At 68.3% G+C, this 14287-nt stretch carries 17 protein-coding genes, 1 tRNA gene and 2 pseudogenes; 13 read left to right on the top strand and 7 right to left on the bottom strand.

Features of this window, described 5'->3' with window-relative positions; all coding sequences use genetic code 11:
- Positions 1–814 precede the first annotated feature (814 nt).
- Positions 815–1414 (bottom strand): TetR/AcrR family transcriptional regulator, encoded by a 600-nt coding sequence (locus tag ACFY0P_RS51640; RefSeq protein WP_388929445.1) that lies wholly within the window; start codon positions 1412–1414, stop codon positions 815–817.
- Between the two features lie 101 nt (positions 1415–1515).
- On the opposite strand from ACFY0P_RS51640, the gene ACFY0P_RS51635 reads away from it, so the two are divergent.
- Complete coding sequence (locus ACFY0P_RS51635) at positions 1516–2679, top strand: epoxide hydrolase family protein (protein WP_388929444.1); 1164 nt, start codon at positions 1516–1518, stop codon at positions 2677–2679.
- A 69-nt stretch (positions 2680–2748) separates the two neighbouring features.
- Here ACFY0P_RS51635 and ACFY0P_RS51630 read toward each other — a convergent pair whose 3' ends face one another.
- The 3 genes from ACFY0P_RS51630 to ACFY0P_RS51620 are packed head-to-tail and all read right to left on the bottom strand — an operon-like array spanning position 2749 to position 3539.
- Positions 2749–3174, bottom strand: a complete 426-nt coding sequence (locus ACFY0P_RS51630; protein ID WP_388929443.1) for a hypothetical protein — start codon at positions 3172–3174, stop codon at positions 2749–2751.
- Positions 3174–3305, bottom strand: coding sequence for a hypothetical protein (locus ACFY0P_RS51625; RefSeq protein WP_388929442.1), 132 nt, complete (start codon positions 3303–3305; stop codon positions 3174–3176). Before ACFY0P_RS51625 ends, ACFY0P_RS51630 begins: the two co-directional genes overlap by 1 nt.
- A gap of 15 nt (positions 3306–3320) precedes the next feature.
- Positions 3321–3539, bottom strand: a complete 219-nt coding sequence (locus ACFY0P_RS51620) for a hypothetical protein (RefSeq protein ID WP_388929441.1) — start codon at positions 3537–3539, stop codon at positions 3321–3323.
- 550 nt (positions 3540–4089) lie between these two features.
- Between ACFY0P_RS51620 and ACFY0P_RS51615 the strand changes: the two genes are divergently transcribed.
- Positions 4090–4626 carry a GNAT family N-acetyltransferase gene (locus tag ACFY0P_RS51615; RefSeq protein WP_388929440.1) on the top strand — a complete coding sequence of 179 codons (537 nt, stop codon included), beginning with the start codon at positions 4090–4092 and terminating at the stop codon, positions 4624–4626.
- Between the two features lie 23 nt (positions 4627–4649).
- On the opposite strand, the gene ACFY0P_RS51610 is transcribed toward ACFY0P_RS51615, so the two are convergent.
- The 3 genes from ACFY0P_RS51610 to ACFY0P_RS51600 all read right to left on the bottom strand — a co-directional run bounded on the left by ACFY0P_RS51610 (position 4650) and on the right by ACFY0P_RS51600 (position 5751).
- Complete coding sequence (locus ACFY0P_RS51610; RefSeq protein WP_388929439.1) at positions 4650–5156, bottom strand: GNAT family N-acetyltransferase; 507 nt, start codon at positions 5154–5156, stop codon at positions 4650–4652.
- Between the two features lie 255 nt (positions 5157–5411).
- Positions 5412–5485, bottom strand: a tRNA-Met gene (locus ACFY0P_RS51605).
- Between the two features lie 116 nt (positions 5486–5601).
- The gene (locus tag ACFY0P_RS51600) at positions 5602–5751 is read right to left on the bottom strand and encodes a hypothetical protein (protein WP_388929438.1); all 150 of its coding nucleotides are present in this window, start codon (positions 5749–5751) and stop codon (positions 5602–5604) included.
- Between the two features lie 624 nt (positions 5752–6375).
- On the opposite strand from ACFY0P_RS51600, the gene ACFY0P_RS51595 reads away from it, so the two are divergent.
- The 11 genes and pseudogenes from ACFY0P_RS51595 to ACFY0P_RS51545 form a co-directional block, all read left to right on the top strand.
- On the top strand, positions 6376–7890 hold the full coding sequence (locus ACFY0P_RS51595) for a sialidase family protein (RefSeq protein WP_388929437.1): 1515 nt from the start codon (positions 6376–6378) through the stop codon (positions 7888–7890).
- Positions 7891–7970: 80 nt separating this feature from the next.
- Entirely contained in the window at positions 7971–8324 is a 354-nt protein-coding gene (locus tag ACFY0P_RS51590) for a hypothetical protein (RefSeq protein ID WP_388929436.1), read from the top strand.
- Positions 8325–8504: 180 nt separating this feature from the next.
- Positions 8505–9248, top strand: a pseudogene (locus tag ACFY0P_RS51585) (response regulator transcription factor).
- Entirely contained in the window at positions 9245–11002 is a 1758-nt protein-coding gene (locus ACFY0P_RS51580; RefSeq protein WP_388929435.1) for a sensor histidine kinase, read from the top strand. The pseudogene ACFY0P_RS51585 and the gene ACFY0P_RS51580 overlap by 4 nt, the downstream one beginning before the upstream one ends.
- Positions 10953–11255: a winged helix-turn-helix domain-containing protein gene (locus ACFY0P_RS51575; protein ID WP_388929434.1), complete on the top strand. Its 303-nt coding sequence runs from the start codon at positions 10953–10955 to the stop codon at positions 11253–11255. Before ACFY0P_RS51580 ends, ACFY0P_RS51575 begins: the two co-directional genes overlap by 50 nt.
- Entirely contained in the window at positions 11180–11506 is a 327-nt protein-coding gene (locus tag ACFY0P_RS51570; RefSeq protein ID WP_388929433.1) for a transposase, read from the top strand. The genes ACFY0P_RS51575 and ACFY0P_RS51570 overlap by 76 nt, the downstream gene beginning before the upstream one ends.
- Before the next feature lie 118 nt (positions 11507–11624).
- Positions 11625–11813 carry a hypothetical protein gene (locus tag ACFY0P_RS51565; RefSeq protein ID WP_388929432.1) on the top strand — a complete coding sequence of 63 codons (189 nt, stop codon included), beginning with the start codon at positions 11625–11627 and terminating at the stop codon, positions 11811–11813.
- Between the two features lie 283 nt (positions 11814–12096).
- The gene (locus tag ACFY0P_RS51560; RefSeq protein WP_388929431.1) at positions 12097–12402 is read left to right on the top strand and encodes a hypothetical protein; all 306 of its coding nucleotides are present in this window, start codon (positions 12097–12099) and stop codon (positions 12400–12402) included.
- Positions 12403–12604: 202 nt separating this feature from the next.
- Positions 12605–13243 carry a SigE family RNA polymerase sigma factor gene (locus ACFY0P_RS51555; protein ID WP_388929447.1) on the top strand — a complete coding sequence of 213 codons (639 nt, stop codon included), beginning with the start codon at positions 12605–12607 and terminating at the stop codon, positions 13241–13243.
- A gap of 602 nt (positions 13244–13845) precedes the next feature.
- Positions 13846–14022, top strand: a pseudogene (locus tag ACFY0P_RS51550) (helix-turn-helix domain-containing protein); the annotation flags it as partial.
- An 81-nt stretch (positions 14023–14103) separates the two neighbouring features.
- On the top strand, positions 14104–14287 hold a 184-nt coding region (locus ACFY0P_RS51545; RefSeq protein ID WP_388929446.1), incomplete at its 3' end, for a winged helix-turn-helix domain-containing protein.

Below are 14287 nucleotides of genomic sequence, written 5' to 3'. Positions count from 1 at the left end.
ACTTCGCCGCCTCCTGCGGCGGCGCACCGCTCGCCGTGATCAAGGAGTACATCGAGAACCAGAAGCGTCCCGGCTGAGGCCAACAGCGCGGACCCGTGCTCCAGCACGGGTCACCCCCATCTTGAGAAGCAATTCCTCCCAAGCCCCTAAAGGCGCCGGGGTTCCTTGCTAGATCATGCTGAACCTGCTCCTGTCCCTGTCCCGTAGTGCTGGAGTCTGTCGACGGGTGTACGCCGGGTGTACGTCTGCGCGCCGTACCCCGTGCGGTGCGGCGCCGGGGTGCGGGCCGGACGATCGCGGTGGGCGGTCGGCCAGCGGCGACCCGAACGACCCGTGCAACCTGTGGGTCGAACCCGCCGACCCGTGCGGACCCACGGGCAGTCAGGGTGTCAACAGCCTGAAGGATCTGGTGGAGACCAAGCTGCACACCGCAGTCTGTGCGGGCAGGGTCACCCTCGCCCAGGCCCAGCAGGCCAGCGTTACCGACTGGACCACCGCCCTCCCCAAGCTCGCTCTCAGAGGGCAGTGAGCGAGTCTTCTGCCGTTTTGGTTTGGGCAGTTCGTGTGGGCTTGGCAGGTTTCGGCTTGTCAGTGGGCTTGGCTGTGGTGCGCTTGAACGGTGGGTGAGCGCACGCCGTACAAGACCGACCTGACCGAGCCGGAGTGGGCCGTGATCAAGCCGCTGATCGCGGCGTGGGAGGTACGGCATCCGCCGGTCTCCGGCCATCAGGGGTGTTACGAGATGCGGGAGATCGCCAACGCGCTGCGGTACCAGAACCGGACTGGCTCCGCGACTCCGTTCGAGTACTGCGGGTCAGGGCTGGTCGCCCACGAGGGCGATGGCGCGCGTCTCGGGAACTCCCAGCATCAGCAGGCTCGTGATCGTCGATGCTCGGGCGCCGAGGGTCCCGTTCGACAGGTCGCTGTCCGCGATGGCGAACACGACGCCGTAGGCGATCTGGCTCAGAATGTCCGCCGGCAGGTGCTGTGCGAACACCTCGGTGTCCTGGCCCCGTTTCACGAGGTCGGCGAGGAGCTCGTCGACTGGCCCGAGCAGGCCGTGGATCGCCTCGCCGTACTCGCCTCGGCGCAGCGCCAGCAGCACTCGGTACCGGTGCGCCACCGGCCAGAGGCGGGCGATGAATTCGACCCATGCCGCGTCCGCTTCCGCGCCGGAGGCGTTGACTTCGGTGAGCACGGCTGTCATCTCGGCCACGGCCCGTTCCGTGAGTGTCCGGACCAGGTCGAGGCGCGAGGGGAAATGGTCATAGACCGTGCGACGGACGACGCCGGCGGTGGAGGCGATCTCGCCCATTCCGGCGTCGGGGTTCTCTCCCAGCAGATCGAGGGCGACGTCGAGGATGCGTTCGCGTGTCTCGTTCATCGAGCGCACACGGGAGGACTCGGTGGGCACGGCACCAGTATTGCACACGGGTGTACAGTGAGAGTGACTGTACACCGGTGTGCAGCGAGAGTTGCGCTGTGCTTCGAAGCTCAGGAGAAGAGGAGAAGGCCATGACCGCACCGACACCGCCTACCTCGGCCCTCGTCCGCCCGTTCACCGTCTCGATCCCGGAACCGGCGATCGACGACGTCAAGCAGCGACTGGCCAGAACCCGGTGGCCGGATCCGGAAACGGTGGGCGACTGGTCGCAAGGGGTTCGCGTAGAGAACGCCAGATCTCTGGTCGAGCACTGGGAGCGCGGCTACGACTGGCGGCGCTTCGAGTCCGAACTCAATCGCTTCCCCCAGTTCCTGACCGAGATCGACGGGCTGGACATCCACTTCATCCACGTCAGGTCCAAGAACCCCCACGCGATGCCGCTGATACTCACGCATGGATGGCCGGGCTCGATCCTCGAGTTCCTGAAGCTGATCGGGCCGCTGACCGATCCGGCCTCGTTCGGAGGAGACGCCGCCGATTCGTTCGACGTCGTCGTCCCGTCGCTCCCCGGGTTCGGGTTCTCCCAGAAGCCCACGGAGACCGGGTGGACCGTCTCGCGCATCGCAAGCGCGTGGGTGGAGCTGATGAGGCGACTCGGCTACACGAGATGGGCCGCGCAAGGCGGCGATTGGGGTGCCGTCGTCACCACCGCCCTCGGGGCCATGCAACCTGAGGGACTTCTCGGAATTCATCTGAACACCCAGTACGCCTTTCCCGCACAGATACCCGACACCCTGTCGCCCGAACAGCGCGACGCCGTGGAGACCCTCGCCCTCTACACCGGCGATCTCGGCGGGTCGAACCACCTTCAGGGCACGAAGCCGGAGACGGTCGGATTCGCCCTGGCGGACTCTCCCGCCGGCCAGGCAGCCTGGATCTACGAGAAGTTCCAGTCCAAGACCGACAACCACGGGCTCGCCGAGGACGCTCTCGGCATCGACGACATGCTCGATGCGATATCCCTCTACTGGTTCACCAACAGCGCAGCGTCGTCCGGCCGCATCTACTGGGAGAACAAGTCGCTCACTTTCGCGGGCCCGAAGCTGACGCTTCCGGTCGCGGTGACCGCCTTCCCGAGGGACATCCCCCGCGTGCCACGGAGCTGGATCGAAGACACCTACAGCAATCTGATCCACTACGGCGAGGCCGACAAGGGCGGGCACTTCGCGGCCTTGGAACAGCCCGAGATCCTTGTCAGCGAAATCCGCAACGGCCTGCGCACCCTTCGTTCCTGACGCCAATGCGCGAGCTCAGCGGGCAATAAGCGAGTCTTCCAACGTTTTGCCCGTTGGTCTGGATCAGGCTTACTGGTCGGCGGGGGCTGTCGGGGCCTGAGGGCCGGGCCGTGCGAACAGTCCGGGTTCGGTCTCGTCGAGGAATCCGATGCTGACCAGGCGTTTGAGTTTCGCGCGGGTGCCTTCGACGTGCTTGGGCATCAAGGGCTGGTCCAGCGCGAGGCACAGGTCGCGGGCGCGTAGCGGTCGGCGTTCGTGCTCGAATACGTCCATGATCTGCTGGTAGGCCGCGCCATCCGGAAGCGCCGGGGTCGGCGGCCGCTCGAGGGCGAGGCCTGGGGCCACCGCGCGGACCGCCTCGGCCGTGGTCGCCAGGGCCTCGCGCTCAGCCTGCGCCTCGCGCTGGCGGGCGGCGAGTTCGCCGATCTGCTCGGCAAGCTGACGTTCGCGCAGTTCGATTCCGTCCAGGAGCTGCTCGATGACGGCGTGGGTCATCACACCTCCCGCCAGCGGGCCGGCGTGCCGACCAGGCGGCGCAGTATCCGCCCGGCAGAGGCCCAGTAGATCCTGGATTCCGCGCAGGACGGTGCGTGCTCATAGTCGCGGGCGAGGCGTCGTTCCTGCATGTTCAGGCCGTTGGTCTACTCGACGCGCCAGCGAATGGGATCGGGGATGAACCCGGTGTCAACCGGGTCGCGCGCCACGATCTGAACGTCGATGCCGAGCGTTCGCCCGTGTTCGACGACGCTGGCCTCGAAGCCACGGTCGACCAGCGCCGTGCGGACCGTGCCCGCAGGGGCGACCTTCCTCAGCAGCGCGGCACCGATCGCGTTGTCGTCTACCGATGCCGTGACGACCACGAGGGTCGGTGCAGGTCACGGCAGTGTCACCGGTTCGTCTGCGGCCCGCCGTTCTGGTTCGGCAAACCCGGCCTCTCCCGCCTCGCAGCAGTCTCTGCTACCCCGAACGCACACTGCGACGGGCCCTGGCCGATGTCACGTCGCCGCGACGGCGCAACAAGCCGAACGTCCGCCACCCCCGCATCGTCCCTCTGGCCGACCGCCCGGACCGGGGGCTTCACATCCGCGAGACCGCTCAGACCGGGACCGCGACCGTCCGGGACCTGTCCAGACACCACAAGCTCCCACCCGGGAGAATCCGCACCATCCTGGACATGCCGACGCCGAGCACCTACAAGTCCAGGAGCGGCCCCAAAATGGGACGAGCAGCCAGGCGGCCCGCACCAGCGATCAACGACGCCACGCGAGCTCTGATCGATGCCATGCTCACTGAACACCTCGACCGCAGAGAGATCTGGACCCGGCTCCTGAACGACCACACCATCTCCGCGTCCTACTCCTCCATCAACGTCCACTGGCCAGTGTTCGGCGGAGAGATCATCATGTGGGAATGTCTGACAACCGATCCGCTGCGGCACCGACTGTGGTGCGGCTCCCGCAGTACACGAAGGCGGACCAGGAGGAGATCCTCGGCAACAGCGATGATCCCTTCGGTGTCGCCTCGACCGGTCTGACCTGGCTGCCAAAAGAAGAACACTTCGGCATCAGACACGAAGGCCGACTCGTGGCACACGCTGGCCTGCTGCGACTGCCTGTCGCGATCGGCAACACCGAGACAGAGGTGGTGGGCGTCGGCGGAGTGGCCGTCGCGCCAGGCATGCAAGGTCAGGGCCTGGCTCGGCTCGTCGTCACAGCTGCCCTGGAGCACGCCCGCACGATGGGTCCTCAGCACTCACTCCTGTTCTGCCGACCTCCCCTCGTGCCGCTCTACCAGCGCCTCGGATGGCACTCGCTCGACAAGGACGTACTCGTCGAACAACCCGAAGGCCGCCTGGTGACCATGCCCCTGCGGACTATGGTGACGCCCCTGCGCGACGGTGCCCGCTGGCCCTCAGGGCCAGTACGGCTGTTCTCGCTCCCTATGTGACGGAGGGGCATCCTTATGGGGTGTCAACAAGCGGGCAGGTTGGATGGGCGATCCACGGCATACACCGTGACTGGGCGGCCCTGCAGATGGTCCTCCCGACGCGGAGCGAAGCCCAGGCGCTTGGCTACCTTCACTGACGCCTCGTTGCCCGGCCGCATGAGAGCCGTGAAGTAGTCGTCATCAAGCGTGGCAAACCCCCAGGCCAGACACGCTTGAGCGGCCTCGGTCGCATACCCGTGCCCCCAGTGATCCGCTCGAAGGGTCCACCCCAGTTCCACCTCGTCGAACTGCTCCCAGTACTGCAAACCGCTTCGACCGATGAACTCCCCGCTCGACTTCAGCTCGATCGCGCACAGACCATGGCCTCGCTCAGCCCACTGCCGCTCGATCACAGTGAGGCGTTCCAGTGCTTGTTGACGAGAGAAGGACCCGACGAAGCGGTTGACCTGCGGGTCAGCATGGAGCTCGACGAAAACGTCGACGTCAGACACATCCAGAGGTCGCAGGAGCAACCGCTCAGTCTCGATCATGCGTCCGAGCATAGATCTCGCCGCCAACCGAGCCCAGGTAGTCACCGCAACGTCACCCAGCGTAGCGCAAGAAGTGGACCAGGCCCGGATCTCGGTCACGAAGCCAAGCCGCCACACCTGATCGTTTGCCCATCAACCCAGTCGCCGCAGGCCAATGCCAACAGGCGTCAGAGGCGGGCATGGGGGAGTGCGCGCCGGTGATTGCTGCTGAACGGCCCGGCCCCTCCGCAGGATCGCGGAGGGGCCGGATGGTCGTAGCGGGGGCGGGATTTGAACCTGCGACCTCTGGGTTATGAGCCCAGCGAGCTACCGAGCTGCTCCACCCCGCGGCGGTGTCTTTACCGTACGGCATCCGCGCGGCGCCGGCAGGGATATATGCCGTCGGGCCGCCTCTCGGGTCTGCCACGGGGTGGTACCGAAGAAACACCGCCCTGCAGGCCGACTACTACGCAGAGTTGGAACAGCACGCTTCATGGTGAGAGACCTTGATGTGGATGTCCGGGCCGACGGTGACCGTCGACCAGCGGGCCAGCGTGAACGGGGTGGGTGGCAGCGGCAGCAAGGCGGCGGCCTCGACCATGCCGAAAACGGCCACCGGAGCACGTCGGTGCGACGCCGCCCAGCGGCCGGCACTGCCATCGCCCGGCGACCTGCTGGGCCCGGGTGACGGCCTCGGTCTGCATGTGCTCGATCGAGGTGAACTTCCGCCCGCGCCAGAACGAGTCGCGGATACAGGGCATGGACTGGCGTGGCGAGCCGGAGCGCCACGCGCCGGCGGGATCCGGAGTACTCACTGCGTCTTCTGTGTCCGCCGCGCCCGCGGCCGCAGTCGGATCGCGTGCAAGGTCGACCCCCAAGTGGTCGTCTCCGCAGCGCCGGTGACTGTCCTGAGCGGCCCGAGGTGCCGTGGGTGGCCCGCTCAGGGGCCACCGAGGACGCCGACTGCCCGCAGAGCCCAGTGCGGCAGTCGGCGGGACGGGGAGCGGGTGCGGGTCAAGAGAACGTCAATTCCCGCCGGTTCGGGCCGTGTTGCACCAAAAGATATTGACATGGTCACGTAAATTCCATCAGAGTGTCGGAGTCCTTCAGCACGTCCTGCACGATGTTCGGTTCGGCCGGGCCCCGCCCGTCCCCATGGCGCGGACGTGTACGAGGCATGCTCTCGCCCTGCCCGACGACGCATCGCCGGACGTGCCCCTTCCGCGAAAGGGAACGGCTCATGTCCCTGGCGTCTCTGCTCCACCGCCTGGCGAGACCCGGTCTGGTGACGGCGGCCCTCGCGGCCGGCGCGCTCGCCCTGACCACGACTACCGCCACCGCGGCCCCGGCCCTCACCCAGATCAGCGCCGATCCCTACACCAACTCCACCAGCCAGCACGCCACCGAGGTCGAGCCGGACACGTTCTCCTACGGCTCCACGATCGTCTCCGCCTTCCAGGTCGGCCGGTTCACCGACGGCGGTGCCTCGAACGTCGGCTTCGCGACCTCCAAAGACGGCGGTGCCACCTGGACCAAGGGGTTCCTGCCCGGGATCACCACCCAGGCGGGCGGCACCTTCCAGAGGGTCAGCGACGCGTCGGTGACCTACGACGCGAAGCACAACGTCTGGCTGATTTCTTCCATCCCCATCACCTCGTCCGTCACCGTGCCCGAGGTCTACACCAGCCGTTCGACCGACGGCGGACTGACGTGGAGCAACCCCGTGGTCACCGCGACCGGTTCGAGCCTCGACAAGAACTGGATCGTCTGCGACAACACGGCCACGAGCGCCTTCTACGGCAACTGCTACACCGAGTACGACAACAACGGCGACGGCGACCGCATCAAGATGACCACCTCCCCCGACGGAGGACTCACCTGGGGTGCTTCGAAGAACACCGGCAACAACGCCACCGGCCTGGGCGGACAGCCCGTCGTCCAGCCGAACGGCACCGTGGTGGTCCCGATCGCCAACGCCTCGGAGACCGCGATCCGAGCCTTCACCTCCACCAACGGCGGCAGCTCCTGGACCAACGCCACCACCGTGGCCACCGTCAGCTCCTTCACCGTGGGCGGCGGTCTGCGCAGTGGCCCACTGCCCTCCGCCGAGATCGACTCCGCCGGGAAGGTCTACGTGGTCTGGCAGGACTGCCGCTTCCGCGCGAGCGGGGGCTCCTGCACCTCCAACGACATCGTGATGGCGACGACCACCAACGGCACCACATGGTCGTCGGTGACCCGCATCCCGATCGACGCGACGACCAGCACCGTCGACCACTTCATCCCCGGCCTCGCGGTCGACCCGTCCACCTCGGGCAGCACTGCGCACCTGGCGCTGACGTACTACTACCACCCGACCGCCAACTGCACCGCGTCCACCTGCCAGTTGGACGTCGGTTACGTCTCCTCGACCAACGGCGGCAGCACCTGGACGGCACCGACCCAGCTCGCCGGTCCGATGACCGCCTCCTGGCTGGCGAGCACCACGCAGGGAACCATGGTCGGCGACTACATCTCGACGTCCTTCTCCGGTGGAACGGCCCACCCCGTCTTCGCCGTGGCCTCGGCCCCCAGCGGCTCGGTCTTCAACGAGGCGATGTACTCACCCACTTCGGGCCTCACGGCAGCTGCCGGTACCACAGCCGTGACGACCGCCACGGCACGTGACAACGCCTTCTCGGCCCGTCTGGCCGTGATCGCCTACGTCCAGTGGCTGGCCAACGGCGGCACCGAGGGCGGTGAGGACAGCCCCTGACAGTTGACATCCTCTCCCCTCTGGAGGGGGAGTTTCCCGCCTACTGCGCCGTTGAAGGCTGCGGTGTCGAGTGGGTTCCTGTGGCCCGACGTGGCGGGGCGCGGGTCACGGGGGGATGGCAGCAGGCGGCCGTCTGGCACCGGCCGGCCCTGGTTGCTGGGGCGGTGGTGCTCCTGCTGGGCGGTTTCGGGTTCGCTCTGTCCACCGTCAGCAACACTGTCTCCTCGGATCCCACCCCGGGCGGCACCGCGCAGGTCTCCGCGCCGAAGTCACCGACCGGGCAGCCGACGCCAGACGCCACGGCCACCGCAACGGCCGGTCCTGGTGCGGGCACCGGTGCTGTGACCACGCCGACGGGCACGGTGCCTGGCACCGGCGAGGATCGGGGTCGTGCCGGGGAGGAGGAACGCGAGGACGGCGACCACGCCGACTGACTCCCCGGTCGGCTTCACTCGCCGTCCCGCCACCGCCGTCCGGCCGAACACCCGCCCGCACCGTTCGGCCGGCCGGCCCCTGCTGGCCCCTGTCTCCCCCTACGCCTCCGTCTCTCTGGTCCCAGGCGGCTTCCCGTGAACTCTCCACCTCCTCTGGCACAGCTGTGCGAGCCTGGCGCCATGCGGCTGCTGCTCATCGAAGACGACGACCGGATCGCAGGCCCCCTCACCGAGGGGCTGGGGCGCTAGGGGTTCACCGTGGACCATGTCCGCACCGGAGCCGCCGGCCTGGCCGACGCCGAAGTGGCGCCGGATCTGGTGCTGCTGGATCTGGGCCTGCCCGATATGGACGGGTTGGACGTCTGCCGCAGCCTGCGCGCTCGCTCCGCCGTCCCCATCGTCATGATCACCGCTCGGGGCGAGGAAGCCGATCGGATCGTGGGCCTGGAACTCGGCGCAGACGACTACCTCGCCAAGCCCTTCGGCGTACGGGAGTTGATCGCCCGCATACGCGCGGTCACCCGCCGCGCCGGCGCGCCCGCTTACGTGCCGACCGGGACCGCGGAAACGCCTGGGGAATCCGAGGGGCATGAGGCTGCCTCCGGCGCGCAGGCACTGGGGCCGCTGGCTGTCAATCGCCGCACCCTCGAAGTCCACCTTCACGGGCAGCACATCTCCCTGACCCCCAGGGAGTTCGACCTCCTCGCCTACCTCGCCGAGGATCCCGGCACCGTGTACTCGCGCCAGCAGATCATGGACACCGTGTGGGACCCGCACTTCTTCGGCCCCACCAAGACCTTGGATGCCCACGTCGCGGCCCTGCGCCGCAAGCTCGGCGATCCGGGCTGGATCACCACCGCCCGCGGGGTCGGCTTCCGCCTCACCGTCCCCGCCCACCGGACAGCCTCCGAGGGGGCCCGTTGACCAGGCGGCTGCTGCTGAGTTACCTCGCCCTGGCCCTGCTCGTGCTGGCCGGCCTGGAGATCCCGCTCGGCTACATCTACGCCCGCGGTGAGACCGCCCGCGCCTCTCAGAACATCGAACGCGACGCCGCCATGCTCGCCGAGATCACCAAGGAGAACATCGAGAAAGGACAGCTCGGCGAACTGCCCGACGTGGCCGGCGACTACGCCGAGCGCACCGGCGGTCGGGTCGTCGTCAGCGACAAGCAGGGCATCGTCCTGGCAGACACCGACCCGGCTGGCCGTACCGGCGTCAGCCTGGCCGCCGAGGCGGACATCGCCCGCGCCCTGCGCAACCAGCCCACCGTCACCACCGCGACCGACAGCAACGGCACCGATGTCCTGACAGCCACCATGCCCGGCTCCTCGGGCACCACGATCCGCGGCGCGCTGCGCCTGACCTTCCCGCTGGACGAGGTCGCCGTTCGCGTTCACCGCATCTGGGGCGCCCTGGCCCTCGCTGGCGCCTGCGTCCTGGCGGCCGTCGCCCTGGTCGCCTTCAGCATGGCCCGCTGGATCACCCGGCCCCTGCGCACGCTGGAAGCAGCGACCATCCAGCCGGCCGACGGTCACCTCACCCATCCACCCGACGCCACTACCGGACCACCCGAACTTCGCAGCCTGGCCGCCTCCTTCACCCGCACCGCCAACCGGCTCCAGCAACTCCTCAAGAACCAGCAGGCGTTTGCCTCGGAAGCCTCCCACCAGCTGAAAACTCCGCTGACCGCGCTGCGGCTGCGCCTGGAGAACTTCGAGCCCTACCTCGACCCGCGCGCCCATCACAGCCTGGAGGAAGCCGTAGGTGAAGTGGAGATCCTGGGCCGCATGGTGCAGGGGCTACTCACCCTGGCCCGTCTGGAGAACACCGCCACCACGCCCGAGCCCGTCGACCTGGATGCCGCGCTCGCCGACCGGGTGGCCATGTGGGAGCCGTTGGCTGCCGAGCAGTACGTCGCCATCGACATCACCGGACCGCCCGCTGGCCAGGTGTGGGCGATACCCGGGGCGCTGGAGCAGATCATCGACAACCTCCTCGCCAACGCCCTGCGCGTCTCCCCGCCCCACACCACCATCACCCTGAACCGCATCCCGGGCGGCGAACTCCACATCGTCGACCAGGGCCCCGGGATGAGCGCGGCCGACCGCGAGCGCGCCTTCGACAGCTTCTGGCGCGCCTCCGACACCCACCACGACGGCACCGGCCTCGGCCTGCCCATCGTCCGCCACCTCGTCGACGCCTCCGGCGGCACCATCACCCTCAACCCAGCCCCGGCACCGGCCTCGACGTCGCCGTACGGCTGCGCCCGTCAACCCGCCAGCGATCACACGGCGGCCGGACACCTCGATCAGCACCGGCATCGGCTAGAACGCGATGACCGGCCAGGACCTGAGCTCGGACCTGGGTACCGGGACATGCAGCACGTTGGGCCTGGATGTCCCGGCGATAGGCAGGGTCAGCCGATGCCGGTGACCTGCAGGGCCGTGGTCCAGGTGGCCTTGATGGCGCTGCGGGCTGTGGACAGTGTGATGGTGCCGGCGCAGACGGCATTCTTCAACGGAGCGGTCGGTGCGGCGGTGGCGGAGTGCATGGGAGACCGGAGGCGAGGCGACGCTGCGCTCGGCGGGGCCCAGGGCGGTCGAGCGGCTCGGCGGATCAGTTTGCTGGTTGGAGAGGGAGTTGGCGCGTGGGTCGCTGGCACACGGCTGGGCGGATGAGTCGCAGGGCTGGACACTCAATCGGATCCGGTTGCTGATCGCCCGGCTGTTTCATGTCGGCTCCACGGTGCAGGGTGTGCGGAAGCTGATGCGCCGGCACAGCTGGTCGGCGCAGGTGCCGGTGCGCCGGGCAATCGAGCGCGACGAGGAGTCGATCGAGGTACGGAAGAAGGTGGTGTGGTCGCAGATAAAAGGACGGCGCTCGACCTGGGCGTCCACATCTGCTTCGCGGACGAGACCGGGCAGGGGTTGAGGCCCCCGAAGGGCCGCACCTGGGCGCCGCGTGGGCAGTGCCCGGTGGTACGGGTGCGCGGCAGCGGCCGCGGGCGGGTCAACGTGGCCGGCGTGGTCTGCTTCCGCCCCGCCCGCCGTGCTCACCTGCTGTTCCGGATGCTCGTCTACCACGGGCGCCGGCACGAGCCGAAGAGCTTCACCTGGCGCGGCCACCGGGCCCTGATCACCATGGCGCACGTCCAGCTCGGGACCCTCATCGTGTGGGTCTAGGGGCATCCTCAACGTCCACGTCCAGCAGGAGTTATTCGACTTCGCCGAGGAGCACAAGGACTGGCTGCGCATCTTCCACCTCTCCAGCTACGCCCCTGAGCTGAGCTCGCAGGAGCACGTGTGGTGGCTGCTCAAGCGGTACCTGGCCGACCGCATCTTCGTCGACCTCGACCATCTCGCCCGGGTCATCAAGCGCACGCTGAAGAGACTGCAGTGCCGGCCCGACCTGATCGACGGCTGTCTGGCCGGGACCGGACTGATCATCGAACCCGCGATCAAGCCACCGGACATCACCAGCTCAAGCTGAGTACTCGGATTGATGCACCCGAGGCCGCTCAGGTCGGCGGCGGAAGGCGGGTGCAGGCATCCGAGTCGGCCCGAGTTGTGTCCGACCGGCCATGAACCGCCTCCGGTCTCAGTGACGCGGGTCACTGGATCTTCCCCGTATCCGTCTCGTCCGACCGGCAACCCCGAGGGACTTGGGACGTCTGTTGGAGTGGATGCGCCTCCAGCAGAGGGCCGCCGCGCGGGAAGCCACCCATGGCGGACGGTCAGCCAACACATCGAAGCCGATGATTCGAGGATCGAAGATGTCAGTACGTCAAGCCGCTGTCCCCGGCCTCCGTTCGGGCCGGGTTCGCGTCGCGCTGGGCCTCTCGGTCGTGGGCGCCACGCTGGCCCTCGGTGCGGCCGCCACGGCCCACGCCACGGCGAGTGCCCCCGTCGAGCCGCAGAAGGAGCACGCGACCTACACGTCCGGGGCGCAGACGCCGGGTGAGAGCTCCGAGACGGACGTCCCCGCGGACGCGAAGCCCGCGCAGACCGCCCCGCCCTGCCCCGGAGGCCTCGACGCCTGCGACGCGGACGCGGTGCATGTCACGACTCCGGCCCGGTGAGGCTCTTCAGCGTTTTGGCCCGCTGATCGACGCCAGGTCGTTCGGTGATCCCACCTGAATGCACGCTGCATCGCTCAGGCCAGGCAGCACGGTCCGTCCGCCCGGGTCTCCGGGCGGACGGACCGGTCCCGCAACTTCCAGGAGACCAGTGAGAACAGCGACGATCCCAACCGCCGCAACGTCGGTGACCTGGTGGCGGAGCATGTGCAGCCCGTTGCGCCCCATGTTCTACGGCGGAGTGGATCTGATGCGCCGAAAGCAGGACAGACGCGCTCTGCATTCACCGACGAGTCGCCAGGACGGCGGGAGAAAGCTGTTCAAAGCCGTGTCCATCAGCACGGCGGCAACCGGGGACGACCACGGCTTCAGCGAGCTCTACCACCAACGCAGGCTGGCACTGGTGCGGCTGGCCCTGCTTCTGGTGGACGACCTTCCCACCGCAGAGGACGTGGTGCAGGACGCATTCGCAGCGCTCCTGCGCCGCCACGGTCGTCGGCTCGCGGACCTGGACGACCCCGAGGCATACTTGCGAACCAGTGTGGTCAACGCGGCTCGCTCGGTTCTGCGCCGACGCCGTACGGCACGTGCCTACATTCCTGAGCGTGAACGCCATGTCCCCTCCGTCGACAAGAGCGTCCTCCTCGCCGAGACCCATCAAGAGGTGATCGACGCATTGCAGCGTCTCACCCGCCGACAGCGCGAGGTGTTGGTCCTGCGCTACTGGGCGGACCTCACCGAAGCCCAGATCGCCGACACCCTCGGAATCTCCCGCGGGACGGTCAAATCAACTGCCAGCCGGGCCCTGGACGCTCTCGGCAGACAACTGGAGATACCTCGATGACCGAGCACCCCTCGCAGCCGCGCTCCCGTCCTTCGCCCTGCCGGCGGCTCGCGGAGATCCGGCGATGAGCCGCGGCCGGATCCGCCACGAGGCGATCGAACAACGACTGCGCGACGCCCTTCAAGCCCGGGCCAACAGCGCCGACTGGAAACACCTGCGGCCCGCCGCCCTTTCCACCAGGCCCCGGCGGCTCTTCCTTCCCTCTCGCCGGACCGTCATCGTATTGTCCGGCCTGGCCGCCGCCGCTGCCTGCGCACTGCTACTGCTCGCTGTCACGACCGGCGCCTCGGACCGCCCGGCCCCTCCCGCCGACACCCCCTCGCACTCAGTGAGCCCGCCCACGTCTCAGGCCCCGGCTTCCCCCGCAACCTCGACGAAACCATGACCAACCTTGAGACCCTGCTGCGCAATTCGGGAGTGTCGTGGATTCGTGATAGACCCCGTCCCATCACGACCAGCCGGACATCACCAGTTCAAGCTGAGTAGGTGTTTTCTTCCTAGCGCGTTGAAGCACGGCTCCGTCCTGGAGACGCTAGAGATCTTTAGCGGTGCGGGTTACGTCGGGTCGTGACGGCGGCTGTGGGCGGCGGTATGCCGGAAGGATGAGGTATCCCGATGGCGGTGGGTTGACGGCCGGGGAGCGGGCTCGGCGTGAGCGGGTCCGGCTCGAAGCGGCTGACCTGATCGAGGCCGGGGCCAGTGACCGGGAGGTGGCCGGGCGGTTTAGGGTGACGCGGATGTCGGCGAACCGGTGGCGGCGGGCGTTGGCTTCGGGCGGTCGGCAGGCCCTGGCCTCCAAGGGTCCCGGCGGGGCCCGCTGCAGGCTCGATACGGGACAACTCCGTTTGTTGGAGATGGTGTTGGACGCCGGCCCTGCCGCTTTCGGCTGGTCCGACCAGTGCTGGACGCTGGCGAGGATCGCCGAGATCGTGCGCTGCCGCTTCGGTGTCGAGTACACCCTGGCCGGGCTGGATCTGCTGCTGCACCGCATTGGCTGGAGCGTGCAGGTCCCGGCCCGCAAGGCCACCGAGCGGGACGAGGCGA

It is taken from the genome of Streptomyces sp. NPDC001714 (genome assembly GCF_042892755.1).
Classification (GTDB): Bacteria; Actinomycetota; Actinomycetes; order Streptomycetales; family Streptomycetaceae; genus Streptomyces.
This window is presented reverse-complemented; position numbering and strand designations above follow the sequence as displayed.

Excerpts from the sequence above, each read along its gene's own strand:
- ACFY0P_RS51630 (WP_388929443.1), bottom strand. The coding sequence starts at position 3,174 with ATGACCCACGCCGTCATCGAGCAGCTCCTGGACGGAATCGAACTGCGC.
- ACFY0P_RS51635 (WP_388929444.1), top strand. The coding sequence starts at position 1,516 with ATGACCGCACCGACACCGCCTACCTCGGCCCTCGTCCGCCCGTTCACC.
- ACFY0P_RS51610 (WP_388929439.1), bottom strand. The coding sequence starts at position 5,156 with ATGATCGAGACTGAGCGGTTGCTCCTGCGACCTCTGGATGTGTCTGAC.
- ACFY0P_RS51560 (WP_388929431.1), top strand. The coding sequence starts at position 12,097 with ATGTCAGTACGTCAAGCCGCTGTCCCCGGCCTCCGTTCGGGCCGGGTT.
- ACFY0P_RS51625 (WP_388929442.1), bottom strand. The coding sequence starts at position 3,305 with ATGCAGGAACGACGCCTCGCCCGCGACTATGAGCACGCACCGTCCTGC.
- ACFY0P_RS51555 (WP_388929447.1), top strand. The coding sequence starts at position 12,605 with ATGTGCAGCCCGTTGCGCCCCATGTTCTACGGCGGAGTGGATCTGATG.
- ACFY0P_RS51615 (WP_388929440.1), top strand. The coding sequence starts at position 4,090 with ATGTCTGACAACCGATCCGCTGCGGCACCGACTGTGGTGCGGCTCCCG.
- ACFY0P_RS51595 (WP_388929437.1), top strand. The coding sequence starts at position 6,376 with ATGTCCCTGGCGTCTCTGCTCCACCGCCTGGCGAGACCCGGTCTGGTG.